Source organism: Vibrio sinus (assembly GCF_023634645.1).
Classification (GTDB): domain Bacteria; phylum Pseudomonadota; class Gammaproteobacteria; order Enterobacterales; family Vibrionaceae; genus Vibrio; species Vibrio sinus.
On record NZ_JAMKMR010000008.1, the window covers coordinates 65,748 to 89,670 of the forward strand.

The following is a 23,923-nucleotide window of genomic DNA, read 5'->3' on the forward strand; positions in this document are numbered from 1 at the left end:
GCTTCCAGGTGGTTTGCTTATCAAAGTACTGCTGGATCAGGTTTTGTAGCGACAAGGTTAGCCAGACTTGAAACAACCTTTTCAACACTTGCCACATCTCTCCCATACGGGTTAATGGTTGCGCAACTGTGGCTGTGCTTTTTGTTCGAGTATTTAATGAAATTATTCAGTGTCCCGCTGGGTGACAGATCGATGTAGGTGATATCCGCGCTATCACTAAAGTTTTGATTGATGGACTGATAAAAAGACACACTTTGGCGCATAATATTCCAAGCAAAACTTGTAATATCCTGCATGTCCTCAGCAGTAACCGCACGCCGATGAGCCGAAGAAAAACAGGGAATCCTAGGAGCAGAGGCAGTAATCCCGTCAAATATGGTGTGCCACTTAGGCTTAAGCTGTTCCATTTGACTTGAATGAAAGGGATAGCGCACTGGAAGCATCAAGGAGGTGATTCCTTCCCTGTCCAGGTTTTGCTTAACCCATTGCAATTCATCAGTGGTGCCAGAAATACAAAAGTTATCAGAGAAGTTCACGCCAGCCACCTCTGCTCTTCCGTAGAGATCTGGTCGTTGTTCATAGTGAGAAACTGGGGTTAGAATACTCATCATGCCGCCATCAGGAGCACGTTCTACTAACAGCTGAGCTTGCCGAATAGTTGCCATTAGGCCTTCTTGCCAAGACAAGCATCCAGATACCACTAAGCCAACAAACTCTCCCAAGCTGTAGCCCAAAATACTGTCTGGATGGACGCCTAGACTCTGCATCATGGCGTGCAAACTATATCCCACACAGAAAAGCGCTGGATGGGTATGAAGTATGTTGTCAAACGACTCGTCCATCGTACTTGACGGGTTATAAATAACGTCAATGACTGAGTAACCCATCTCACTCCTAACGAGTGCATCGCAAGCGACCATTTGACGGCGAAAAACTTCATTCTTTTGATATAGCTCGTTACCCATCTGAAAATATTGCATTCCCTGGCCACCAAACATGAACACGATCCCTCTTTCTATAGGCAGGTTTTGCGGTCGTTGAGATTGGTGTAAATCTGGGGTTCGTGAATCTTTAACCGGCGTTTCTTTTATCTGCAGTGGTGATTTGAGGATGTGATCGGTTAGCTTGGTTAATACTGTACCTGGCCCCATTTCTTCATACTTGTTCACACCCTGCTTCAGCATCCAGGATAACGATTCATACCATTTAACTGGGCTAGAGATCTGCTTACAAAGCAGGTCTGCGTATCCTTGTTGAGGATATGGCCTTGCCGTAACGTTGGCGACGACCTTTTTTTGTAAAGGGCGCAGTTCAAAGCTTGCAAGGAAGTCGGCAAATGTTTTCTCTACTCCTTTCATGTATCGAGAGTGGAAGGCCGCACTAACATTCAGAGGGAAGTAACTCGCTCCCGCTGCAGTAAAGAGACGATTAATTAACGGGCTCTCTATATCATCTTTAAGGCCAGACAAAATGATTTGCTCTGAGGAATTAATATTGGCCAGGTCAATGCTATCAATTTGATTTTGTGAGAGAATGTCTTTTATAGCATCAACGGATAGCCCTAATACTGCTGCCATTCCTCCCTTAGGAGCCTGACTCATTAGAGCACCTCGACGTTGAACCAGTCGTAAGCCAACATCAAAGTCGAATGCTCCAGCAGCAAAGAGTGCACAATACTCTCCTAGAGAATGTCCAGCCAAATACGTAACTAACTCATCCTCACCTTGTAATCGACATTTTCTTAGGTAATTTAATATGTTAACTACATATAGTGCGGGTTGAGTGTATTCAGTTTTATTTAACAGCCCATCTTGGTCTCTGAGACATAAATCCACAATGGAATACCCAAGTATCGAGTCGGCGGATTTTATTAATTCAGGAAATAACTCAAATAGCTCTCTTCCCATACCGAGTACTTGAGATCCCTGCCCGGGGAATACAATGGCTTTGGTCATAATAGCTGTATCCTCATAATGAATGAATTATGTCTCAACTGATAGTTGACAATACTTTTTGATAATTGCACTGAAGCAATACAAACACAGAGCAAGATTGCTGGATCACAACCTAGTGTTTTTTAATGAGTAAAAATAAGACGAACCTTACGGTTTAATAAGGTTAACGTTTACTTTAATTTTATTCTATATGAATTAATAACAAAAAAGTAAGTGAACAATAATAGTATTTTAAATTCCAAATACGAGAATTATCAACTAACACCAAACCAAAATCACATTAAAATAACTGAAAGCTAACAAATAATAGAGCCAGCAAAGATGCCAGTTTTAATGATAAGATAAATCAATCATCATAATAATATTTAATCATTAGCTTTATGGCATAATTACCTTTATATTATTTTTACAAAAATTCATAAAAAACATACAGAACGAGCTGAACCTTTCTGGAAAACCTTAGTCATAATACTCAATTTAATCTCATATCCTCGACTCATAACGCAGGACAAGTAGAATAAGCTATGCCCAGGAGAAATGTTTCCATAGCGATATATACAACGCTATATAATCAGTATAAGTTTATAACAATAGAATAAAATTATTATATGAGTGCATTGACTGTTCCTTAAAATAAAATCCAGAAAATAATATCTAGTATACTTGTCATAACTAATATCAAAATCACTCCAAAAGTTAACATAAGCATTACATGGTTTTTTATTTTTTACTTCGATAAAGAGCTCTATAGAGCCTGGATAAATAGTAGAACACTTGATTTTCGTTAAACCAGTTCCAGAAATAGTATACTGTATTTACATTCTCTAACTATTTTACATTTTAATGTATTGGCTCAACTTCAATATTTAGATATATCTGGTCTATATACCTAACAACTCTTTCGTAGGGCAAAGTCCGTCAAAAAATTATCACAATAAAAAATAGGAATTACGCCTAAATTGGATACCCAACAGTGAACTCTATTGCAAAGAATCAAGTTGCTTATCTAGCTAATAAAATGCGTCATCAAAACGTCCTGATAACGCAGATATTTAGTATATGAACAGTCCTAACGATAAACGTGACAATCACTCAACTTTACTCAAAAATAAAAATTCAAACTTTGCGAGCGCCTTGGCTAAAATAGCGAGTTTTATAATATCGATTCATAAATATTACTGGTTTTAATGAAACCGTATGGGATACAAACAGTTTGTATTCATACGGACAATCACAAAGAACAAAAAGATACAAAAATATTATGTATAGCGGTTGAATTTCGTTCTTTGTTCGATAAGCTGTTCAATTTCTTCAATCAGCGCCTTATCGCCTCGCTTAAACTGAAATGTAGTACTTTCTCCTTTGGTAACCTTTTTGATACTTTTATTCTTGTCTTTGAATTTAGCCAAAGTCGTGACAACCGTGCCCGTAGTATTCTCTCCAGATTTACTCTTGTTTAGAAACTCTAGCCTTGCCGTCTCAATTTCTGAAACTAACGCCGCTTTGCGCTTTTTCACCGTTAAGGCTTTTCCAGGATCGACCCCATCTAAGCGACTTTTCAAACTATGTATAAACTCAAGTAAATCGTTGGGCTTTTCTTGGAAAGTGTCGTTAACTTTGATGAGTACTTTATACTGCCTAACCGTCAAGTTGTTGTAGTCGGGGATCAACTCACACAAGGACAGTGGTATTTGTGCGGCACTTATCTGTACACGTAATGTCTCATACTCACTTCTATCGTAGCCATTTCCATAAAGATAGACGGCCAGTTCTTTTACCTCTGTGAACCCATTGTTTTGCATCACTTTAGCATTAGCCCTACCCTTTTCCCGATAAGATAGAGCTTTTTGCAACAGCGATAAGTCCGCAACGTACTTTGCATCAGCCATACTAATTTGCTCGCGAGGAACATATAGGCGGTAAGGTACCCGTTTATAATAAGTAGACAATCGGCGTCGTGAACCATCCATAACATCAAAATCACCGTCATCCCGCAAATTGGCTACACCAGGTAGAAAGTTTCCCGTATGGCCGATGCTTGACATCAAATCACTTAGCGATTCTGGATTGTGTAGAGCTTCTTGCTCCCGATCATTGGAACCATGAACATGGGTACGTTTAAGAATTGATTCTGGATCCACCGTCACTAAATCGAAAACGACCATACGTCCATCCTTCATCGGAAACTCAATTCCCGCATTTTCTACAGAAATTCCAAGAAGTTTCGACAGCTTATCTTTGGTTACGCCTTCACCAAGCTGACTAATCACCTTTTGAACATTTTTGAAGAGGCTATCGTTTTCTGAAATAAGGTTATTCACCCTTAGTTGTTCTTCAGATTGTTTTGAGGCGGCGTTGGCTTGGTCATCTTTGGATTTGGTAAATAAATTAACCATAATGTTAACCTTGAATTTCACGTGTAGAAATTTGAGCATTAGCTTCACGATAAAAAGATATCATCGAGCTAACTGCGCATACTAAGGCTTCCATGCGCTTCGTTGTAAGAAGCCGAAGAGGCTCTACTGGGCAACTTCATACTCGTCAGAGTAATAATTGGCATCACCTTCCTGCCACCTAACAGTAAACGTTCAAGCTCACGGAATCGAAATAGTCGAGTAGTAGCGATGGGTTCAGGTTGGTTTTCAGTAAAAACACGCTCTTCTTGGCTTAGACTTGGGTGTTATTAAGCTTACTCACCCAATTTAATTTGCCATATGCAATTTAGAATACATAGGACAGACAGTTTTGGTCAAATATGCAATAAGTGGCGCATATTAATTATACGTAGAAAATCACGTTAAGAGCATTTGTTGTTTGAACCATACCAACTGTTTCGATCGGATAATGGTGTCAGTACAATGAGTTATTAACTGGTATGATGAGTGTGAAAGGGAGTGAAGTCAAGAAAAGTCTAATAATAAACTGAACAATTTGTATTCAGACAGTCACGCAATAAACTAGATGAATGAATCTTTTTTGATTAATTTAATAATAAAATTTTATCGAGGTAAATAATACCCAAAAGAAGAGACTATGTACTGGTTGATACGTAGAGCTATAAACGAAAGTCGCCATTATTATAGATATGTAGCATGGCGATAATAGAAAGGGTGGAAGCTCCAGCCACATCCCGGCACACAAGTCACACGCTGCGGCTGCTACCTTCCGGTCCTGACCGAGTTCACGAGCTATTGTTGCGGGAGGACCAGAGCCTCCATAGATTCTGTTTTGATAGCGCTTTAACGCTTAGCAAGTGGTGAGGATTATCAAGCATACGTAAGCTCAAATCAAGACTAAAACAAAGAAAATTCTTCTAATTATGTACGACTGACTAGCAAATGTGCAAACCGGGATGGATTATCGCCAAATGACGCCATGCACACCGCACTACCAACCGACTTTAACTTACAATTCTTCATTTTCTTCTTCTGCACGCAGGATATAGTCTGTCATCCATGCAGTGGCTAGCAAGCAGATCCACACAACAAATACTGGGCTCGGTACATCAATGTCCAGTGACACGACCATGGATGCAAATGCGATGGTCGGCAAGACCCAGCACAGCAGCTCATTCCATCCTTCGAATTTGGGCTTAATGTAGCTTTCCATTGAAGCCATAATACCGATCAGGGCAATAGACAAAACGGCTGCAAAGGATAAACCAGCTACCCATAGCGGTAAAATTAAAATCAGAGACCACCACCTGCGTTGTTTGGTCGGTTTCCAATTATTCGCTGCCCACCAAATGGCGACAATAGAAAAGGTCTGGATAGCCGTCATCATTGCACTGCCAGACACTTTGCCTGAAGACTGAGTTACCATTAGACCAATTTGCAACGTGACGACAATAAGTGCTGCGGTCCAAACCACACCCACACTGCTTCTTTTCGAGAAAATGACCATTAATAATGGCATTATAATCCAGACAGCAATCGATACAGAGGCGGGCTGATTGGGCAAAGTAAATCCGTAGGCAGTCATTGCTACTATCATTACCGCGCCAGCAATTTTTCGCTCAGGCATTATCCACAATGCGGGAATAAGCATGGCTAACACTGGGATATCCCCTTCGCCTAAACTGATAGCTCGAGCACATACAACAGCAAGAAAAGTGGTGAATACAAATTGAAACATCGATAATACCATGCCCTCTCCTTATACCTATCCTTGGCAGCTTTTTTGAATTAGGACTTTTTTAGTATGGACCAGTTTTTACAGCAGATCATGCTTGTGATCTCTCAAATTCCTCAAGGGAAAGTAACCACTTACGGGGAAGTGGCTCGTATGGCAGGCTATCCGGGCTATGCACGACATGTTGGAAAAGCCCTCAGCAAAATGCCAAGGGACTCGAAATTACCCTGGTTTAGAGTCATTAATAGCCAAGGGAAAATCTCCTTAAAAGGTGAGGCTGCGTCTAGGCAAAGAAAATTATTAGAACAAGAAGAGGTCAATATCAGTGAAAATGGCCGAATTCGACTCAAGCAATATCGATGGCATCCCGAGTAAAACGAAATTCGGTAAACTCGTTTCGCAGCCAGCCAAAATAGCTCACAAATTGAGTTATTTTTCACCAAATTTTGTTAAATTGTCGTATCTTTACTATACATGGCTTGCCAAGAATAAGAATGAAAGATGACTCAGTTAGCTAATGAATCAGATCAAGAGATAGAAACCGCACCAGAGGCAGGGGAACCTGTGACTGAAACAAAGCAGGAGGCGGACTCGGCACCTGAAAGCAACCAAGCAGAAGAAGCCGAAAAGGCACAAGACCAAGAGACTGAAACAGAACAAGAAAAAACTTCGGCCGATCAAGGCCCAAAAGAAAACTCCGTCATGAAAGGAGAAGATGCACTGTCACTGGTCTCACCTTTAAGCGACTTAGCTTTTTACATCGCAACCGCAAACCAAAAACCGCTTAAATGCCGCTCTAAGTACGTCGGCATGCATTCTCACAACTACGTGCTTTTTGAAACGCCAGATATCACTCAAGAGCAATTTCAATTGTATTTTCAAAAAGGTAATCCGATCAAAGCTTGTGCCCTTTCTCAGAAGGGAGAAGGTGCTCGGATATATTTCAAGAGCCAACTTGAATTTATTATGCCATTAGAGGGTTCAGGCAAGAGCATCGTTTTCATCACCCTGCCTACCGAAGCAGACGCTGTATTCGGTTTACGAGCTGAAGCACGTCTAGAAATTTTGATACCCGGCATTATCAATCCTGAAGAGGATAAGCATGCTTGTGTCATCCGTGACTTTTCCGCCAGTGGCTGCCAGGTAGTCATCGACCTTGAAAACAAGAGTTATAAACTTGGCGACAGCATTGAAATCAAACTCGATGACGAAGAGGAAAATGAAACTGTTCTACACGGCACCATCAAAAATAAGAAACGCAGCAACCACTATTGGAAGTACGGCGTCCAATTCAAAGAAGAAAGCTGTGAGACATCCTGTGAGCTGTTAAATCGATTATCGTTCGATGAAAGCCTAAGTCGCTATCAACTTTAAATCACCTTGACTCATGTTCCATTAACCAAAATGGAAACTAGAGTTCATTGTCAAAGCGTGGATGTCATCGTGCTCCATCTGATAGGTTGTATAGCCCAAACCAAGTGAGAATCTTGGCGTAAAGTGATATTCAGCACCAGCACCATACATAGGATCAGTGTGAGTCTCAGTGTAGTTTTGAGCACCTGTTATCTGATAATCATCCATACCAGCAATAAGATAGATATTCATCCGACCGATGTCCACGTTTGGCCGTAAAGCCAAATATCTCGCTTTTACTTTAATGTCGTCAGAAGTATTGTTGTAGCCCGATTGATCAAACTTTCCATTAAATTGATAGCCCGCTTCAACACCCAAATAGCGAGTCAAGCTAGCCCCAAGGTGAAAGCCATAAGTTGCCGAGGAGTTATCTCCTAACTTCGCTACGCCAAGCTGCGAGCCACCAAAAAATGTAGTATCTGCGCATGCCGCTGTGGAGGCTGCCACTAGCGTCATCGCAAGTAGGGCTTTTTTCATTGTAAACCTTCATAAATAAATAATATGCCTTAGTCCGGCAAAATAAGAAGGGTATTTTATTGATCGAAAAAAGTGCTGAATAGGGAGATGACCTCCCATTAAAAGTCAAGTTATGGTCAAATTTAGCCCATTGGAGAGCTAAACTCGACCCGCTTATTAGAAGGAACCGCTTGCGCTTTACAACCGAGTTAAATCGTGTTGGAAACACTGCGATAAATGTATTTTTCACAAAATTTAGTGTCTAAATTTCGGACCACGGCAGAGATAATGGCAACCAAGAGTACCGAAAATACTATCCTGCCCCAAAAAATTGCGTAAAAATCAGCACCAATCAGAAGGATAAGCAGTGTATCTTCAATTAAGCTATGGAGTAAATTTAACAACATAACCGATGTAAATACCTCTCTTGCTGGAATATGCCCTTTCTCGGCTTCGTTTATCAGCAAACCGCCACCAAAAGATATCCCCAATGTCACTCCTATCATTGTTAAATTCGTAGATTCTGTACTGATACCAAGAATACGAAACAATGGCCTCAGCAGTACGGCAATTAGCGCTTCAACACCCATCATTTTAAGCAGTTTTAACACCAACATAAGCACTGAAATCACCGCAGCAATAAGAGCAAAGCTTTTTGCCTGTTCAACAAGCCATACCGACCAACTGGGATCCGCTACCACTTCTGGCTGCCAAATCAGTTCAGCAGGCTGACTCAAGGCACCTGAATATAAATATATCTGACTCAGTATCCAGCCAAAAAGCACGCTACCTCCTAAACGAAGCAAAGCGGTGCTCCAAAGGCTCACCCCTGCTTTTTTAGCAATGGCACCTTCAATCGGTAATGAGTGAGCAATAAGAATCATACTTCCAAGCACCGAAGCTTGAGCTATGGTCAGAGAAATACCCAGATTGAGCAAAACCGCAACGCCTGCATAGTTATTTGTGAGTAGGGCCGTCGCCCAAACAATCCCGGTCTCACTTGGTAAACCCACCATATTCATCACGGGGCTAAGTACACGGCTAATCACGTCAATGCCACCCATTTCCTCCACGACTTTCATGATCAACATAACGGGAATCATGATCTTAAACAGCGTTAAGGTAACCTCGACAATTTCACAACCTAGCTCGTAGAAAAATTGATTAAACTTCACCATAGCGGACTCCATTTCATTTCAAATCATGCTGAAATTCTACTATTGGAGTGGATTACAAAATTTCTTAATGTTAGTTTTTAATTATCATTATTTCTTATTTTCATCATTCTAAGAAATATTTATGGTGATATTAGCCAAGAAGGGAATTTATGGATATCGACCGACTGGATTTGCGAATTCTAGCGATTTTGCAAAAAAACAACCGACTTTCTAACATAGAACTGGCTGATCAAGTGGGCCTTTCTGCCCCAGCATGCCTTAAAAGAGTTCAGCGCTTGAGGAAAGAAAAGGTTATTGTGGATGATGTATCGATTATCAACCCGAAGTTGGTCGGTAACACACTGACCATGATTGTGTCAGTGGAAATGGATAGAGACCAGGCCGATATTTACCAGCGCTTTCGAAGATCCATGGATCAGGCACCAGAAATTACCCAGTGCTATCAAGTCTCTGGCAACTATGATTTCCTGCTCGTCGTATGCGTGAAAGACATTCAAGCGTATGAAGAGTTTGTCGATCGTGTATTACACACGCAGCTTAACATTAGAAAATTTCACACCTCGGTATCACTGCGTACCGTTAAGTTCTCCACAGAGGTGGACTTGAAGGGGCTAACAAAGGATCGGTAGCCATTATTTCGCGCTGTGATTTTTTGAAGGATGGTTTACGATGTGCTGCTCCCAATCCACTACCTCAATTTCGTACACCACTTTGTTTTTTACACTTTCTCCGGCTTTATGCATCGCATCTTTGGAACCAGTGATCAACGGATGCCAAACGGGTAATGGCTTATTTTCAGCAAGCAATCGATAAGCACAGGTATCTGGTAGCCAATTAAATTGCGGGATACTTTCACGAGTGAGTTTTAAACACTCTTCTCCAGATTGAAAGCGATTTGGATAGTCTTTACAAGAGCAGGTGTCGCTATTTAACCAACTGCAAGCCACATTGGTGTAATACAGCTCTTCCGTATCTTCATCGACAAGCTTATGTAGGCAACATTTTCCACAGCCATCGCAAAGTGACTCCCACTCTTTCTCATTCATTTGCTCGAGGGATTTAGACTGCCAAAATGGTTTACTCATAAGACTGTTGCTTGTATCGGTTGATTCTGCCTGGCTTTATAACTCTCTATGAATAAAAGTGCAAGTCGCGTGTGATCGAGAACAATTTTTGTTACTATCCGCCTCCCCTTAATAAGTGAGGCTAATTATGAATTGTCGGCTAGGTTGTGGCGCATGTTGTATTGCCCCAAGCATTTCATCTCCGATACCCGGCATGCCGAATGGTAAACCAGCTGGGCAGCGTTGTATTCAGCTTAACGAAGAAAACTTGTGCAGGCTATTTGGCAAGGCAGAGCGGCCTAAAGTCTGCTTAGAATTTACACCTTGTGCGGATATTTGTGGGAGTTCGAATGACGACGCGTATCTGACATTGATTGAGCTGGAATCGGTGACAAAAGAAGATTAATTGATATCATTTTTGCCACCCGCTCATGTAGAACTTACAATTTCTGACGGCCTAATAGCGAATGAGACAGTGTGGTACCATCTACCAACTCTAACTCTCCCCCAACCGGCACACCATGAGCGATACGCGTCGCGTGCACCTCGTGAGCCTTACATAAATCTGCGATATAGTAAGCCGTTGCCTCACCTTCTACCGTGGGATTGGTTGCCAGAATAACTTCCGAAACATCGCCTCGGCCCAATCGGTAATCCAATACATCGAGTCCGATATCACTTGGGCCAATTCCATCAAGTGGCGATAGGTGCCCCATGAGTACAAAATATCGACCCGAATACTGCCCTGTTGCTTCCACTGCTGAAATATCCGCAGGGCTTTCAACCACACAGATTTGACCGTTTTCTTGTCGCTTAGGGTTGGTGCAAATGTGGCAAGTATCTTGTTCGGTAAAAGTTCGACACTCTGAACAATGGCCGATTTCCGTCATGGCTTGGCTTAACGCCTCGGCCAATTGTAAACCACCTTTTCTATCTCGCTGTAACAAATGAAAGGCCATGCGTTGGGCTGACTTGGGGCCAACCCCAGGTAAGCAACGCAAGGCCTCCATCAATTGCTCCAGCATATGACTGGTACGCATTAAACAACCGTCGTTAGAATGGCATTTTCATACCAGGTGGTAATTGCATGCCACCTGTTAGTGAAGACATTCTCTCTTTTTGTGTCTCTTCGACGCGACGAGCTGCATCGTTGAATGCTGCAGCGATAAGATCTTCAAGCATTTCTTTGTCGTCTTCCATTAGGCTTTCGTCGATGTTTACACGACGAACGCTGTGGCTACCTGTAATGGTGACTTTTACAAGTCCAGCGCCTGACTCACCAGTCACTTCCATATTTGCGATTTCTTCTTGAAGCTTTTGCATTTGCTCTTGCATCTGCTGGGCTTGCTTCATTAAATTGCCCATGCCACCTTTACCAAACATGTTTATCTCTCTGATTTAATGGTTACATCCTGTTTATGGGGGAGAAACATCACATTTTCAACCCCACAGACTAATTAGATAGGTCGTACGCTATCTGTGTCTAAGTTCGCTACAAACCGTTGCTTTAAAAATCGAACGTTTTCGTCATTCTCTAAAGTATGGATTGCAGACTTCAATTTGTGTTGATAAATTTCTTCTCGAAGCTCAAACGGTGTAAGACCTGTATCTCCTACTTCGATGGTCAACTGATGCTGATTGCCTGTCACTTTTTCAATCGCTTCAACCAGCTCCTGTTTCGCTTTATCCGTATTCAAATGTGCATGGCTCTGCCTTAGTGCCAGCGCTATTGACGTTCCTGACTTGGAAAAAGAAGAATTGAGTGCCAACTGCTCTACTAGCTTAGATGTATTCAACTGGCTAATAATCGCTGCCCATTCATCTTTCTCTACCGACTCTTGCACAAGTTTTTCCATCATTTCTGGCGTTTTGATGTGCTCCAATGCGGATTTAATCTGACTCGGAGTCAGATCAGAATCTTTAGATTGGAGATCCTCTACAACTTGAGAGGGTTTCCACTGATATGGCTCCACAGGTGTTTCAATTTCAACAACCTGCTGTTCTGTTGACACTTGCGACACGACAGAAGTTCCGTCATGCTTTTGTGAGACTCTTTGTAGAACAGAATCTCGCGAAGGCCGTGCCGCCTCAAACTTTTTTCCGCCAGTTCCGCCTTTTTTATCCCCTGTGTTAAGCCCCTTTCTCCGAGAGCGTAGCTGGTGCCTTAGGCTACCAATCGACGAAGCTTGTGATTCTCCATCCTCATTAGGCTGTTCCGTCGTTGACTGTGACCTTGGAATCTCTTCCGCGATACCTTGATTTGATTCAACGGCGTAAGACTCTGGTGTGTAAGAAGATGCATTGACCTCAGTATCCTGGGTGTCAATGTCATGATAACTATCCAGTGGGGGCTGCTCATCTAGTGGATAAGAAGGCTCGGGCATGGACTGATTTTGCTCCATTGATGAAGCCTGACTATGCCCAAGCTCAGTTGAACTTTGAGATGGAGACGAAACTTGAGATAGAGATGAACTGGCGGCTTCAGGCCTCTCAACATGAATCGGTTGAGATTCATTGATAGCCACAGATTCGGTAGTAGCCGTGCTGATAACATTAGCACTTATCGTCTTTGCTGGCCGAAATGCCATCATCCTAAGCACGATCATTTCGATGCCAGCGCGCTCTGTGGGTGAGCGTGGTAGGTCGTCTCTGCCCTTTATCGCGATCTGATAAAACAGTTGAACGTCTTGCGGGTTTAACGCCCGACTGAGCAATGCCACTTTTTCCGCGTCTGGTTGGGACGAGTCTAGTGTTGTAGGCAGGGCTTGATACATGGCTATTCGGTGCAGCTGAGCTGCTAACTGCTGAAGAAGGCCATCCCAATCCACACCGTTTTCCGCAAAGTGTTGGATCTGTTCCATTACAGCTTGCGGTTGCTTTTGGCTGATCGCTTCAAGCAAGTGAATCGCTTGTGCTGTATCTAATGTGCCTAGCATGTCGGCAACGAGCGCAGCTTTGATATGCCCATTGCCAAGTGCTATCGCTTGGTCCGTTAAACTAAGCGCATCTCGCATACTGCCATCAGCAGCGTGAGAAAGAAGCCCAAGCGCTCTTTGCTCAAACGGCACCGACTCTTTGCTTAAAATTGATTCCAACTGTTGATGTATGTCATCAACACTAATCGGTTTCAAGTGGAACTGTAGACAACGAGATAGAATCGTTACTGGTAACTTTTGTGGATCGGTTGTTGCCAATAAGAATTTCACATACTCGGGCGGCTCTTCTAACGTTTTAAGCAAAGCGTTAAAGCTGTGCCGCGAGAGCATGTGTACTTCATCGATAAGATAAACTTTAAACCGTCCACGAGCTGGCTTGTACTGAACGTTATCCAGTAGATCTCGTGTGTCCTCAACTTTGGTACGTGACGCCGCATCGATTTCTAACAAGTCAACATATCGGCCCTGATCGATCTCCATACAGGTATCACATTGACCACACGGCGTGGCAGTGATGCCAGTCTCACAATTCAAACCTTTCGCCAACAACCGACCAATGGTGGTTTTTCCTACGCCACGCGTCCCACTAAATAAATAGGCATGGTGCAAACGATTATGCGCTAGCGCATTTTCCAGTGCAGTCAAAACATGGGTTTGACCAACAACCTGTTGGAATGTTGTCGGTCGCCACTTTCGTGCTAAAGCAAGGTAACTCATGAACGCTTCCAATTCATCGACATCAATGACCTTCAAACTCACAAATACTGAATACGTCTATGCCCAAGGCTTCAACGCGTTTGTCTCCACCTAACTCAGGTAAATTGATAACGAACGCAGCATGCTCTACTTGACCACCCAGTTGGCGAATCAATTTGACCGTCGCTTCAATCGTGCCTCCGGTTGCAAGCAAATCATCGATAACCAACACTTTATCCTGTGACGAAATTGAATCAACATGGATGTGTAACTCGTCCGTGCCATACTCCAAGTCATAAGATTGGCCAATCGTTTTTCTTGGTAGCTTGCCAGGTTTACGCACGGGCACAAAACCAATACCAAGCTCCAGTGCCAACGGCGCGCCAAAGAGGAAACCACGCGCTTCCGTTCCGACCACTTTGGTGAATCCAAACTGTTTATATTTCTCAACCAACAGTTGAATCGTAGCTTTATACGCGTCGGCATCTTCAAGAAGGCTAGTCACGTCGCGAAACAAGATGCCCGGCTTGGGATAATCTGGAATGCTTTTAATGCTAGATTTGATTAATGATATGTTGTCTGTTGTCATAATATTGGACGAGTCGCTCTGAAAAGGTAGTGCTAGATATTCTCGCGTTTGTTCGCAACAAACTCAAGAGTCGGTAAGCGGATAAATCCACAAATCAGCACAAGATACAGCAATACGAGAAATGCTTGTAGCCAAAGATTCGCTACCAGCCAAATGGATACCGCAAATGATACAGTGATGACAACCAATCCCCATCTTTTTGTCGAACGTGCCACCGCCCGATGCTCGTGCCAATCGGAAATCATGGGACCAAATAGCGAATGAGAGTGTAACCAGCGGCTAAATTTATCGCTACCACGCAAAAAGCAGGCACTTGCCAGCAACAGAAATGGCGTCGTAGGTAAAAGCGGAAGAATGATACCAATACCACCTAAGATAACAAAGAAAACACCGAGACTGGTATACAGCCAACGTTTCACCAAAGCTTTGTCTCCAATACAACTGTTCTCCAATAAAAAGGAGCCATTGAAAATTTGGCCCCTAGTGTGATTGTTAAAGAGATTCTCAGAGCATTTATGCGCTATTTGCTTGATGGATATCCATGCTAAAGCTGCTTGAGCCTAACCGATTTAAGGATAGTTGGCCTGCGCTATTAACTGGCAAATCAGACACAATAAAGTTCTTAGTACAGTTTTCTCCCAGTAACGTCCCAGCGCTAATGTGCTGAGAAATATATCCGTTCGACCACTGTGCATCTAACCCTGCAGGTAAGATTGATACTGTGCCCTCAGAAAGGTCAGCAATACCAAATAGTGCTTTTACTGGGCTTGCACAATCGGAGCATTCAATGCCTTTCTCCAAAAGATACGTCATATCTTTTAAATCAGCGTTAAAGCTTTTTAAATTGCGTAGATAATCGTGGAACAAAGCGCGCACTAGAAGTGTAGTCGCTACTCCGTGCCCGTCTTCATTGGCGGAGTCAACCAAATAGAACGCAAACTGACCATTCATCAACCACGCATAATCAAACACCAACGGCATGATATCAGTCGATTGAAGTAATCGGTAGCTACATTTCCATGCGCCTTGAGATGTGTCTTTTTCAGGCAACAGAGCATGCAGTAAATCCCGTGCCGCACTTGGGTTTTTCTGCAAAAAGTCTAGGTGCCAGTGCAACTCTTGCTCTTCCGGCATATCACCAGCATCGACGCGGAACCATTGACTAGAAAAATCGCGTTGATCTGCAATATGATTGAAAGTGTCATCCAAGGTGTTTTCTATCGCACTGGTTAAGTGTTCATGGTTTCCTATAGGTTTAGGTAGGAAGTCTTTAATGCCAAATCTAAGAGCTTTAGCAACATCAGACATATCCTCTGTCGCGGATACGACGATTAAGGGGAGTGAGGGGTATTCCAAACTCACTTCTTCGACAAACTCAATACCGTCAAGTACAGGCATTGCGATGTCACATAATATTAAATCAGGTTCTGCCGTACGCAGTTTCTGAAGTCCGTCCAAGCCATTTTCTGCTTCCAATACTTCATAACCCTGAGCAGTTAAGTACCCGCTCGTTACTCGACGGAAAATAGGGTCATCATCAACCAACATTATAAGTTTCTGATTTTCAGAAGTTTTTACCGAGTCCACAGTAGCCATTTTATGAGTTCCGTACATAAGCTTTCGCCTCTAGTTCTCATTTCATGTTAATTATTATGGTTTTAATTTTTTTAGAGCACTCATTTAAAAGTAGTCCTGAAATGGAAATTATACAAATATTCCGCTTTTGCTCAGCGTGAAATACTATATGTACGATCATATGTACAGATACGCGATAATTATAGCTACTTCAAGTGACTCAAGCCTCGAGTTCTGATATACATATAAATTATGTCAATTTGCAATAAAATGTGTCAGGAAAAATGAAATTAGACGATCTGAACTTATTTAGGCTGGTTGTGGAAAATGGTAGTTATACCGCGACGTCCCGAAAAACAATGATTCCAGTAGCAACTATTACACGGAGAGTTCAGGCGCTAGAAGATTCGTTAAACCTTAGACTACTCAATCGACATGCTCGCAAATTGTCGTTGACGGAAGCCGGAGAGCGCTTTTTTCAAGAGTGTTCACCTTTGCTTCAGCGTTTATCGGTGACAGCGGAAGAGCTCACTGATGAATGCCGTGGCGCGGCAGGAAAGATAAAAATATCTGCGCCATCGAACTTAACCAAGCGCACTATGATGCCGATGTATAACGAGTTTATGCGTCAATATCCAGACATTAATATTGAGCTTACAACGAGTAACCACGCCGATCAGCTTGACCCAACAGAGTGGGATGTCATATTCCGTGTTGGCCCGCAACGAGATTCAAGTTTAATTGCTCGAAAAATCAGTGAAGTCAAAGATATCCTAGTCGCTAGCCCAGATTATTTGGCGAACAGCCCAGTGCCAAAACACGCCGAAGATCTTTCTAGCCACTCTTTGCTAAAAGGCCACCCGTTATTGAAGTGGCAACTGACTAACTCTTCTGGTGAGACCATCGTTAATAACGACAAAGGACGCTTCCAAGCCAATACCTTGGATGTGGTCAGAATCGCCTGCTCAGAAGGGCTAGGCATTACTCTTATGCCAGACGTCATGTTGAAGGAATATATTGAGGCAGGCGATCTAGTACGAGTATTGGAAGACTGGAGTGCTAACCCGCGCGATATCTATATGCTGTATAACCACAAAGATCATTTACCAGAGAAAGTGCGCTTATTCATCGACTTTGTCATCGCTTATAAGATTCACTAACCGGCACACACACTGAAAAAGACCCGAGCTGGGTCTTTTTCTTTTAACGAGTTTTCAACAACTTCAAAAGCAACATTACATAAACTCAACGAATTGGCTGAGATCCCTATCCGGTACTTTCATTGGCGAACAATCTGGCGTACCTAAATACAGGAAGCCAACGATTTCATCACCAGCTTCTAACCCAAAGGCTTTATGCACCTGTGGATGAAACATCCACTCACCCGAGCGCCAAAAGCCCTGAAAGCCTTGCGCACACGCTGCCAGCTGCATCGCTTGGGCAGCACAGCCCGCAGACAAATACTGTTCAAGAGGTGGAACTTTCTCGTGCTGCTTAACTTTAGCAATGACGGTAACCACCATCGGAGCTCTAAATGGTGCCTTTTTCAGCTTTTCTATAACCGCTTCTTCACGACTTTCTGATTGAGCAGCGTTGACAAGAATATCTGCTAACTTTTGTAGCCCTTCACCTTGGGAAATAACAAACTTCCAAGGCGTAAGTCCCGCATGATCAGGCGCTCTTAAACCTGCTCGAATGATATTCTCCAAGGCTTTTCCCTCTGGAGCGGGCGCGATTAACTTAGCAATTGAGCGGCGATTTAAAAGCAAATCTAACGCTTCCATTTTCAATCCTTCTTTCTACTTAGTTTTTCAGAATAGTAACGCCACAAAAGAAAAAAGGCGAACGCTAATACGTTCGCCTACGTTACCTGTCCATCGGATAAATAGTGAGCCCTACCTCAGCGTTAGTAGAATGACTCCTCTTTTCCAGCTCGAGTTAACAGACCGTCGCAAGGGGCAAATACGTCGCCATATTTTTGCGCGTGCTCGTTCATTATCTCCACCAACTTTTTCGCCCCAATCTTATCCATATATTTGAATGGGCCTCCTAGGAAAGGGGGAAAACCAATCCCAAAAATAGCACCAATATCACCATCTCTTGCGCTTGCAATAATCCCTTCATCTAAACAACGAACCGCTTCGTTTAGCATGGGAAGTACACATCGCATCGAGATTTCTTCTTCCGACAATTTAGATTGTGGACTCAGTGACAATAATTTATATACGGATTTATCAACCTGCTTCTTTTTCCCTTTGTACAGATAAAATCCTTTGCCACTCTTACGCCCTTTCCTGCCGTCGTTTAGTAGTTGGTCAAATACATCTGGGCCCTGAAATCTCACTCCAAGCTCCTTAACTAGGATAGGCGTGATTTTGGCACCAATATCAATGCCTACCTCATCGAGTAAGGTGATAGGACCAACCGGAAAACCAAAGTTAAGCAAAGCTGAATCGAGACGTTCTATCTCTTCCCCTTCCAGTAAGGCAAATGCTGCCTGATTCATATAAGGTGCTAAAATCCTATTGACGTAGAATCCGGCTTTATCTTTGACTACGATAGGCGTTTTCCCTTGCTTTCGGGCAAACTCGACCGTTGTTGCAATGGTCTGTGGCGATGTAGTTTCGTGAGGAATCACTTCAACCAGGGGCATTTTTTCAACTGGGCTGAAATAGTGTAAACCGACAATATTTTCCGGCCTTTTCGCCCCTTCAGCTATCTGGTGAATGGGTAACGAAGACGTGTTGGTGGCAAAAATGGTATTTTTGTTGGTATGGCTTTCAATGTCTGCAATCATCTGTTTTTTTAACGCCAGATCTTCAAACACCGCTTCAACCACAATGTTGGTGTTTTTATAGCTAGTAAAGTCGGTACCACCAGTCAACATCGACATTTTCTTTTGCAGCTGTGATTTAGACAGGATTCGACGTTTTCTTTGCTTTTCAAGCAGTTTATAACTATACGATAAGGCGTTCAGCACCCCATCACTGGATACGTCTTTCACTCGTACAGGTACACCAGCTTTGTTCACACTCACATAACTAATGCCCGCTCCCATCAAACCACCACCGAGAACTCCAGCCTTTATCACCTTGACAGGATCGGCGTCTGCCCCTTTATCTTTTTTCATCTCAGTGGTTGAAAAGAAAATCGAACGCAGCGCTTTAGATTCAGAGGACATCACAAGCTCACCGAAACGTTTAGCTTCTATGTTTAAGCCTTTGTTCATTCCCGATTCAAAGCCCGTACGCATTACTTCTAAGATGGCAGGCACAGCAGGATAGTTACCACGTGTCTTTTTGCTGCTTTTTTTCGCAGCCTGTTCAAAAATGACCTTTCGTCCCAAGTTGGTATTGGTCATTAGGTTTTCTTTTAATGGGACTTTTTTCGGCTTTCTTTTTTTGGCTGAGTGTTTCTCTACAAGCTTTTTGGCTACCTCGAGTAAAACACTCTCCGGTACACTGGCATCGACCAGACCCAACTTCTTGGCTTTCTTCGCCCTTAATTGCTTGCCAGTGAGGACTAAGTCTAGAGCGGGCAGTAAACCAATCAGCCTCGGTAAACGTTGCGTTCCACCTGAGCCCGGCAAAATGCCAAGTTGTACCTCGGGCAACCCTAAACGAGTAATATCTGAATCACTGCAAACACGGTGGTCGCACGCTAAGGCAAGTTCCAATCCACCACCTAAACATGGGCCATGAATGGCAGCCACAACTGGATAAGGTAAGTCTGACAATTGCTGAAAGAGTGTCTGACCCTGTTTAGCTAAATTTTCAGCTTCTGCTGCACTTTTGCATGATTCCAGCATTCGAACATCAGCACCAGCCACAAAATTATCGGGTTTATTGGAGTGGACGATCATCCCCTTTAGCACTGAAGACTTTTCATCCAACTGCTGAAAAATGTTTTGCATCTGATCAACAAACTCAGCTTGCAAGGTATTCATTTTTTCACCCGGCACATCTATCGCAAGCCAAGCTATATCAGTGTCATCAATGGTTAAGCTAAACGCTGTTTTCGTGCTCATGCTTCTGCCTCCAATACCATTGCAGCACCTAACCCTCCCGCTGCACAAGCGGTGTTTAATGCCAAACCTCCGCCTCTACGTTTGAGCTCGCGTAATGTCTGAGTGATCATTCTTGCACCAGTGGCAGCAAATGGATGACCATAAGCAATCGAGCCGCCTAAAACGTTAAACTTGTCCATATCAATGTCACCAATTGGTTTTGAGCGGCCCAGCTTTTCTTTGGCAAAAGATTTGCTGGCAAACATTTTGACGTTGGACAGAGTTTGAGCGGCAAACGCTTCATGCATATCAATTAAATCAAGATCAGAGAGAGCAAGGCCCGCCCTATCTAACGCAATAGGTGTCGCATACGATGGTCCCATTAACATATCGTGCTCAACGCCAATAGCCGAGAATGCGTAAGAGCGTAAATATCCCAATGGAGTATAACCTAGCTCTTTCGCTCTCCCTTCTCGCATCAACATGATAGCGGCAGCCCCATCCGTCAGGGGCGTACTATTGGCCGCCGTTACACTACCATACTGACGGTCAAATGCTGGACGAAGCTTGGCATACCCTTCTAAGGTAGAGTCATAACGGATGTTATTGTCTTTCTCTAGCCATTTCTTATACGGCTCAGGGAATGCCGTCATCACCTCTCCAGAGATCTTTCCACTCTCCCAAGCTTCAGCCGCTAGAGTATGAGAGCGATGCGCCAGCGCATCTTGTTCTTGACGAGTAATAGTATGAGATTTGGCCATTTGCTCTGCGGTTTGGCCCATCGATAATCCAGTTGAATACTCAGCAACCGCGGGGGGTACAGGTGCCAAATCTTTGAATGATAGCGTTTTAAGGACTTTTAATTTTTGAGTCAGCGTTTTGGTTTTGCTTAACGCAAGGAGCCCTGCAGCCAATTTTTTTGATACTCCAATGGGTAACACCGAAGAAGAGTCTGCACCACCAGCAATACCAATATCCACTGAGCCGGCCATAATACTTTCAGCAACATTAACCACAGATTGGAAGCTTGTTGCACATGCTCGCGTAACACTGTATGCATCTGTCGCGACATTCATTCCCGTTCCCAACACAATTTCTCGTGCGATATTTGGAGCTTCAGGCATTTGTACCACTTGACCAAACACGACTTGATCGACGAGTTCTGGGGATAGATCGGTTTGAGCCATTAGTTCACTGACTACCATTTTTCCAAGATCCACAGCCGGAACTTGTATGAATTCTGTACTTTGGCGCGCAAATGGCGTTCTAAGACCCGCGACAATCGCCACTCGCTCACCTGAGCGCGTTTTTACATCCAGCGTGCTCATGAAATCTCCTTGTTATAGAGGTCTGACCTGGTCACATTGTAGAGGATTTGTTACATCATTCAAACAACCGTTTAAAAAAACGTGGTTTCAGCGCACAGTTTGTTGATGCTCAACACTAAATACCACGCAAAGTGTAACCTGCTTATCTTTTTAAAATGATTATACTTTTATTTTTATCCAGTTGATTAATAGAATTGAAAGGCGCGTGTAAGCACATAGCAAACGTTTTAAACGACATTATAACAAGGTTATAACATCGGAGATTTTATATGAGTGAGGTCGTCACTAGAAAGCTCGAACAGTTTGAGAATTTTGGTTTCAAATGGATTGCTGCTGGCACTGGAGGGTTCCACCATTGGGTAACCGACTCCAGAAATAACCAGCAACCTGAATTTATGACATGTGGGCTGTGCTGTTTTCACCTGCCAATCGCCGCTGGGATCGAAACCGGACGCTTAACCAAAGATCAAGCGGGCGATTTAATTATCGCGCAGATGCAAAGTGGCATGTCAGGCGGTACTCCCGATGCTTGGGTGCAAGGAGGATTAACTAAAAAAGGTATGTTTTCAGACCCACCGAACAGAGGAGATATTGTATTTTTTTCTGCCAAAGGCAATGGTAATAAGTATTTTGCCCATGTTGCGGTTGCAACTGGAAACGATGACGAGGTCATCACTTTCGGCCATGATGCTCCCTACCTGCAAGGCGGCAAACATACGTTGCTTGTTGAAACTAAGACGATTAGCGAAGTGAAAGGCATCAACCGATTACTTACCGATGTTCATTATGGCCAAGCATCATGGTAAAAACTGTACAACGCCTATCCTGTCATAGGCGCTTTTCTTCTTATCGGTCTCGTGTTTCAAACAAAAAAAACCACACTAGAAAGTGTGGTCAGAAATATAAAGCAATTAACTTACGCCAATTGAAAAATCAGTTTCCTGATTAGGAGAAAGTAAAGTCAGCCTTCAAAAGGAAGTGTCATCTTGCTCAACGTGCCAGTCATAACAACTGACCAGATGACAGGAGCTACTATAACCTGTCGCCATGAATAAATTTTGAAATAGATCAATTTTGCATGTAATTAAGTTTGCTATCACATGATGACTTTGAGAAGGATCAATTTCTCCTTGTTCTGTTAAATGTGAGACGCTGTCGCTTGCATATTTATCCCCCTATAAACCCTTCGAGTTGAGCTAGGATATAGTTAGTCAATCTAGTTGTTACTCGTTCTCTCTAGAGCAAAACGGAGGCTCACGTGGCATTTGGAAAAATATTTGGAAAGAAAAACCCAAATGGTCCGGTCCGGTTAGATATGGACAGACAAAGAAAATACGAAGCCCTCGTCAGGGCTTATCATCGAGACCTTTTTCGTTACGCTTTTTGGCTGTGTAAAGATAAAAGTATCTCGGAGGATTTGGTCCAAGAGACGTGCCTGAGAGCATGGAAATCTCTTGATAGTTTGCAGGATGAAAAGGCCGCGAAGTCTTGGTTAATCACCATACTCAGGCGAGAAAACGCGAGACGATTTGAAAGAAAGCAGTTTGATTTAGTGGATATTGATGAACATGGCAACGATGCCAAAGTGAGCGATGAGCCACACCATCAGTCAGAATGGGTTCAAGCTCAGATTATGAAGCTCGATGTCGATTATCGTGAACCATTATTTTTGCAAGTCGTTGGTGGATTTAGTGGTGAAGAAATCAGTGACATCTTGGGCTTAAACAAAAATACCGTGATGACTCGACTTTTTCGAGCACGTAACCAGCTAAAGGAAATGTTAGATTCACAAGACAACCGAGGGCAGCAAAATGGATGATTTAGAATTTCGCCGCCAAATAATGTCAGATCCCAAATATCGGGATAATGAAGTTTTGGAGGCGCTCAAAAGAAGTGACGCAAACACTAAATTTGCAGATGACATACTAGAGCTTGATAGCCTAGTAGCAAACGCAATGAATGTGGATGTGCCTGACGATCTCGCCGATCGCATATTGTTCAACCAAAGCTCATCTGGCAGTAACAACGTTGTTAAGGCTAATTTTACCAAACGAGCAATGGCAACAGCGGCCTCTGTCGCGTTTGTAGTCGGGCTTGTTGTCGGTCAGGTCAAATGGAGCGGCGTATTCGTTACTCCCGCTCAAGCGAGCCTGCAAACCACCGCTATGAAACACGTGATTGATGAAAAGCCATTTGTGAATAAATTAGACGAAAAAGTCAGTTCACAGCAAATCAATGCTAAATTGCAGCCGTTTGCCTATCAGTTTGATAAAGCTTTCCCCTACCATGTGTACTACCTAAATCATTGCGGTTTTGGCACTTCCAATGCTTTACATATGGTGTTTCAAGGAGAGAAAGGTAAGGTCACCTTATTCATCACCAATATAGAATCAAAGCAAGCCATCGATTTTAATAAAGACGGTATGTCTGGCATTGTCGAACCCATTGGCTCAAGCAGCTTAATTTTAGTTGGTGAACAAGGCGAAAACGTAAACAAAATCGCGAAGCAACTTTCCGCTATGCTATTTCCTATGCCTAGTTGATGCTATTGATCCAAAACTCAAAGGGCTGAACATTCAGCCCTTTGTATTGGTCC

Annotated in this window: 23 protein-coding genes and 1 other RNA gene; 8 read left to right on the forward strand and 16 right to left on the reverse strand. The window is 43.1% G+C overall.

Annotation, left to right across the window (positions count from 1 at the left end; all coding sequences use genetic code 11):
• Positions 1–20: 20 nt before the first annotated feature.
• The 4 genes from fabD to M9194_RS10185 all read right to left on the reverse strand — a co-directional run bounded on the left by fabD (position 21) and on the right by M9194_RS10185 (position 6,101).
• Positions 21–1,955, reverse strand: a complete 1,935-nt coding sequence (gene fabD, locus M9194_RS10170; protein WP_250612531.1) for an ACP S-malonyltransferase — start codon at positions 1,953–1,955, stop codon at positions 21–23.
• 1,259 nt (positions 1,956–3,214) lie between these two features.
• Positions 3,215–4,351, reverse strand: coding sequence for a ParB family protein (locus M9194_RS10175; protein WP_250612532.1), 1,137 nt, complete (start codon positions 4,349–4,351; stop codon positions 3,215–3,217).
• 718 nt (positions 4,352–5,069) lie between these two features.
• Positions 5,070–5,166, reverse strand: an RNA gene (gene ffs, locus M9194_RS10180) — signal recognition particle sRNA small type.
• A gap of 194 nt (positions 5,167–5,360) precedes the next feature.
• Positions 5,361–6,101 (reverse strand): VP0952 family biofilm-associated protein, encoded by a 741-nt coding sequence (locus tag M9194_RS10185; protein WP_250612533.1) that lies wholly within the window; start codon positions 6,099–6,101, stop codon positions 5,361–5,363.
• A gap of 54 nt (positions 6,102–6,155) precedes the next feature.
• Here M9194_RS10185 and M9194_RS10190 point away from each other — a divergent pair, with 54 nt between their 5' ends.
• Both M9194_RS10190 and M9194_RS10195 read left to right on the forward strand, forming a co-directional pair.
• A complete protein-coding gene (locus M9194_RS10190) occupies positions 6,156–6,461 on the forward strand; it encodes an MGMT family protein (protein WP_250612534.1) in 306 nt (101 codons plus the stop codon).
• Between the two features lie 126 nt (positions 6,462–6,587).
• On the forward strand, positions 6,588–7,460 hold the full coding sequence (locus M9194_RS10195; RefSeq protein WP_250612535.1) for a PilZ domain-containing protein: 873 nt from the start codon (positions 6,588–6,590) through the stop codon (positions 7,458–7,460).
• 21 nt (positions 7,461–7,481) lie between these two features.
• Here M9194_RS10195 and M9194_RS10200 read toward each other — a convergent pair whose 3' ends face one another.
• Both M9194_RS10200 and M9194_RS10205 read right to left on the reverse strand, forming a co-directional pair.
• On the reverse strand, positions 7,482–7,976 hold the full coding sequence (locus M9194_RS10200) for a porin family protein (protein WP_250612536.1): 495 nt from the start codon (positions 7,974–7,976) through the stop codon (positions 7,482–7,484).
• Between the two features lie 188 nt (positions 7,977–8,164).
• Positions 8,165–9,145, reverse strand: a complete 981-nt coding sequence (locus tag M9194_RS10205) for a hypothetical protein (RefSeq protein ID WP_431769402.1) — start codon at positions 9,143–9,145, stop codon at positions 8,165–8,167.
• Positions 9,146–9,282: 137 nt separating this feature from the next.
• Here M9194_RS10205 and M9194_RS10210 point away from each other — a divergent pair, with 137 nt between their 5' ends.
• Positions 9,283–9,762: an Lrp/AsnC family transcriptional regulator gene (locus tag M9194_RS10210; protein WP_250612538.1), complete on the forward strand. Its 480-nt coding sequence runs from the start codon at positions 9,283–9,285 to the stop codon at positions 9,760–9,762.
• A 3-nt stretch (positions 9,763–9,765) separates the two neighbouring features.
• On the opposite strand, the gene M9194_RS10215 is transcribed toward M9194_RS10210, so the two are convergent.
• The gene (locus tag M9194_RS10215; RefSeq protein WP_250612539.1) at positions 9,766–10,218 is read right to left on the reverse strand and encodes a YcgN family cysteine cluster protein; all 453 of its coding nucleotides are present in this window, start codon (positions 10,216–10,218) and stop codon (positions 9,766–9,768) included.
• A gap of 127 nt (positions 10,219–10,345) precedes the next feature.
• On the opposite strand from M9194_RS10215, the gene M9194_RS10220 reads away from it, so the two are divergent.
• Positions 10,346–10,603, forward strand: coding sequence for a YkgJ family cysteine cluster protein (locus tag M9194_RS10220; protein WP_250612540.1), 258 nt, complete (start codon positions 10,346–10,348; stop codon positions 10,601–10,603).
• Positions 10,604–10,637: 34 nt separating this feature from the next.
• Here the strand turns inward: M9194_RS10220 and recR are convergent, their stop codons facing one another.
• From recR to M9194_RS10250, 6 genes are all read right to left on the reverse strand, one after another.
• Entirely contained in the window at positions 10,638–11,237 is a 600-nt protein-coding gene (gene recR, locus M9194_RS10225; protein WP_250612541.1) for a recombination mediator RecR, read from the reverse strand.
• Positions 11,238–11,250: 13 nt separating this feature from the next.
• Positions 11,251–11,580 carry a YbaB/EbfC family nucleoid-associated protein gene (locus M9194_RS10230; RefSeq protein WP_250612542.1) on the reverse strand — a complete coding sequence of 110 codons (330 nt, stop codon included), beginning with the start codon at positions 11,578–11,580 and terminating at the stop codon, positions 11,251–11,253.
• Between the two features lie 74 nt (positions 11,581–11,654).
• Positions 11,655–13,850 (reverse strand): DNA polymerase III subunit gamma/tau, encoded by a 2,196-nt coding sequence (dnaX, locus tag M9194_RS10235; protein WP_250612543.1) that lies wholly within the window; start codon positions 13,848–13,850, stop codon positions 11,655–11,657.
• Positions 13,851–13,872: 22 nt separating this feature from the next.
• Complete coding sequence (gene apt / locus M9194_RS10240) at positions 13,873–14,418, reverse strand: adenine phosphoribosyltransferase (RefSeq protein ID WP_250612544.1); 546 nt, start codon at positions 14,416–14,418, stop codon at positions 13,873–13,875.
• A 32-nt stretch (positions 14,419–14,450) separates the two neighbouring features.
• The gene (locus tag M9194_RS10245) at positions 14,451–14,837 is read right to left on the reverse strand and encodes a YbaN family protein (RefSeq protein ID WP_250612545.1); all 387 of its coding nucleotides are present in this window, start codon (positions 14,835–14,837) and stop codon (positions 14,451–14,453) included.
• A gap of 94 nt (positions 14,838–14,931) precedes the next feature.
• Positions 14,932–16,032: a response regulator gene (locus M9194_RS10250; protein ID WP_250612546.1), complete on the reverse strand. Its 1,101-nt coding sequence runs from the start codon at positions 16,030–16,032 to the stop codon at positions 14,932–14,934.
• 245 nt (positions 16,033–16,277) lie between these two features.
• Between M9194_RS10250 and M9194_RS10255 the strand changes: the two genes are divergently transcribed.
• A complete protein-coding gene (locus tag M9194_RS10255; RefSeq protein WP_250612547.1) occupies positions 16,278–17,153 on the forward strand; it encodes a LysR family transcriptional regulator in 876 nt (291 codons plus the stop codon).
• A 75-nt stretch (positions 17,154–17,228) separates the two neighbouring features.
• Here M9194_RS10255 and M9194_RS10260 read toward each other — a convergent pair whose 3' ends face one another.
• From M9194_RS10260 to fadI, 3 genes are all read right to left on the reverse strand, one after another.
• The gene (locus tag M9194_RS10260) at positions 17,229–17,777 is read right to left on the reverse strand and encodes an NAD(P)H nitroreductase (protein ID WP_250612548.1); all 549 of its coding nucleotides are present in this window, start codon (positions 17,775–17,777) and stop codon (positions 17,229–17,231) included.
• Positions 17,778–17,899: 122 nt separating this feature from the next.
• Positions 17,900–20,020, reverse strand: a complete 2,121-nt coding sequence (gene fadJ, locus M9194_RS10265; protein ID WP_250612549.1) for a fatty acid oxidation complex subunit alpha FadJ — start codon at positions 20,018–20,020, stop codon at positions 17,900–17,902.
• Positions 20,017–21,327, reverse strand: a complete 1,311-nt coding sequence (fadI, locus tag M9194_RS10270) for an acetyl-CoA C-acyltransferase FadI (RefSeq protein ID WP_250612550.1) — start codon at positions 21,325–21,327, stop codon at positions 20,017–20,019. The genes fadJ and fadI overlap by 4 nt, the downstream gene beginning before the upstream one ends.
• A gap of 269 nt (positions 21,328–21,596) precedes the next feature.
• On the opposite strand from fadI, the gene M9194_RS10275 reads away from it, so the two are divergent.
• The 3 genes from M9194_RS10275 to M9194_RS10285 all read left to right on the forward strand — a co-directional run bounded on the left by M9194_RS10275 (position 21,597) and on the right by M9194_RS10285 (position 23,870).
• Positions 21,597–22,133 carry a hypothetical protein gene (locus tag M9194_RS10275; protein WP_250612551.1) on the forward strand — a complete coding sequence of 179 codons (537 nt, stop codon included), beginning with the start codon at positions 21,597–21,599 and terminating at the stop codon, positions 22,131–22,133.
• 509 nt (positions 22,134–22,642) lie between these two features.
• The gene (locus M9194_RS10280; protein WP_284676564.1) at positions 22,643–23,146 is read left to right on the forward strand and encodes a sigma-70 family RNA polymerase sigma factor; all 504 of its coding nucleotides are present in this window, start codon (positions 22,643–22,645) and stop codon (positions 23,144–23,146) included.
• Positions 23,139–23,870 carry a DUF3379 domain-containing protein gene (locus M9194_RS10285; protein WP_250612552.1) on the forward strand — a complete coding sequence of 244 codons (732 nt, stop codon included), beginning with the start codon at positions 23,139–23,141 and terminating at the stop codon, positions 23,868–23,870. Before M9194_RS10280 ends, M9194_RS10285 begins: the two co-directional genes overlap by 8 nt.
• The last annotated feature ends 53 nt before the right edge of the window (positions 23,871–23,923 follow it).

Bases quoted from the DNA above. Each gene is read 5' to 3' on its own strand.
- M9194_RS10175 (WP_250612532.1), bottom strand. From the start codon at position 4,351: ATGGTTAATTTATTTACCAAATCCAAAGATGACCAAGCCAACGCCGCC.
- M9194_RS10260 (WP_250612548.1), bottom strand. From the start codon at position 17,777: ATGGAAGCGTTAGATTTGCTTTTAAATCGCCGCTCAATTGCTAAGTTA.
- recR (WP_250612541.1), bottom strand. From the start codon at position 11,237: ATGCGTACCAGTCATATGCTGGAGCAATTGATGGAGGCCTTGCGTTGC.
- M9194_RS10275 (WP_250612551.1), top strand. From the start codon at position 21,597: ATGAGTGAGGTCGTCACTAGAAAGCTCGAACAGTTTGAGAATTTTGGT.
- M9194_RS10215 (WP_250612539.1), bottom strand. From the start codon at position 10,218: ATGAGTAAACCATTTTGGCAGTCTAAATCCCTCGAGCAAATGAATGAG.
- M9194_RS10205 (WP_431769402.1), bottom strand. From the start codon at position 9,145: ATGGAGTCCGCTATGGTGAAGTTTAATCAATTTTTCTACGAGCTAGGT.
- dnaX (WP_250612543.1), bottom strand. From the start codon at position 13,850: ATGAGTTACCTTGCTTTAGCACGAAAGTGGCGACCGACAACATTCCAA.
- fadI (WP_250612550.1), bottom strand. From the start codon at position 21,327: ATGAGCACGCTGGATGTAAAAACGCGCTCAGGTGAGCGAGTGGCGATT.
- apt (WP_250612544.1), bottom strand. From the start codon at position 14,418: ATGACAACAGACAACATATCATTAATCAAATCTAGCATTAAAAGCATT.
- M9194_RS10185 (WP_250612533.1), bottom strand. From the start codon at position 6,101: ATGGTATTATCGATGTTTCAATTTGTATTCACCACTTTTCTTGCTGTT.
- fadJ (WP_250612549.1), bottom strand. From the start codon at position 20,020: ATGAGCACGAAAACAGCGTTTAGCTTAACCATTGATGACACTGATATA.
- M9194_RS10230 (WP_250612542.1), bottom strand. From the start codon at position 11,580: ATGTTTGGTAAAGGTGGCATGGGCAATTTAATGAAGCAAGCCCAGCAG.
- M9194_RS10200 (WP_250612536.1), bottom strand. From the start codon at position 7,976: ATGAAAAAAGCCCTACTTGCGATGACGCTAGTGGCAGCCTCCACAGCG.
- M9194_RS10195 (WP_250612535.1), top strand. From the start codon at position 6,588: ATGACTCAGTTAGCTAATGAATCAGATCAAGAGATAGAAACCGCACCA.
- M9194_RS10280 (WP_284676564.1), top strand. From the start codon at position 22,643: ATGGACAGACAAAGAAAATACGAAGCCCTCGTCAGGGCTTATCATCGA.
- M9194_RS10190 (WP_250612534.1), top strand. From the start codon at position 6,156: ATGGACCAGTTTTTACAGCAGATCATGCTTGTGATCTCTCAAATTCCT.
- M9194_RS10250 (WP_250612546.1), bottom strand. From the start codon at position 16,032: ATGTACGGAACTCATAAAATGGCTACTGTGGACTCGGTAAAAACTTCT.
- fabD (WP_250612531.1), bottom strand. From the start codon at position 1,955: ATGACCAAAGCCATTGTATTCCCCGGGCAGGGATCTCAAGTACTCGGT.
- M9194_RS10255 (WP_250612547.1), top strand. From the start codon at position 16,278: ATGAAATTAGACGATCTGAACTTATTTAGGCTGGTTGTGGAAAATGGT.
- M9194_RS10220 (WP_250612540.1), top strand. From the start codon at position 10,346: ATGAATTGTCGGCTAGGTTGTGGCGCATGTTGTATTGCCCCAAGCATT.
- M9194_RS10210 (WP_250612538.1), top strand. From the start codon at position 9,283: ATGGATATCGACCGACTGGATTTGCGAATTCTAGCGATTTTGCAAAAA.
- M9194_RS10285 (WP_250612552.1), top strand. From the start codon at position 23,139: ATGGATGATTTAGAATTTCGCCGCCAAATAATGTCAGATCCCAAATAT.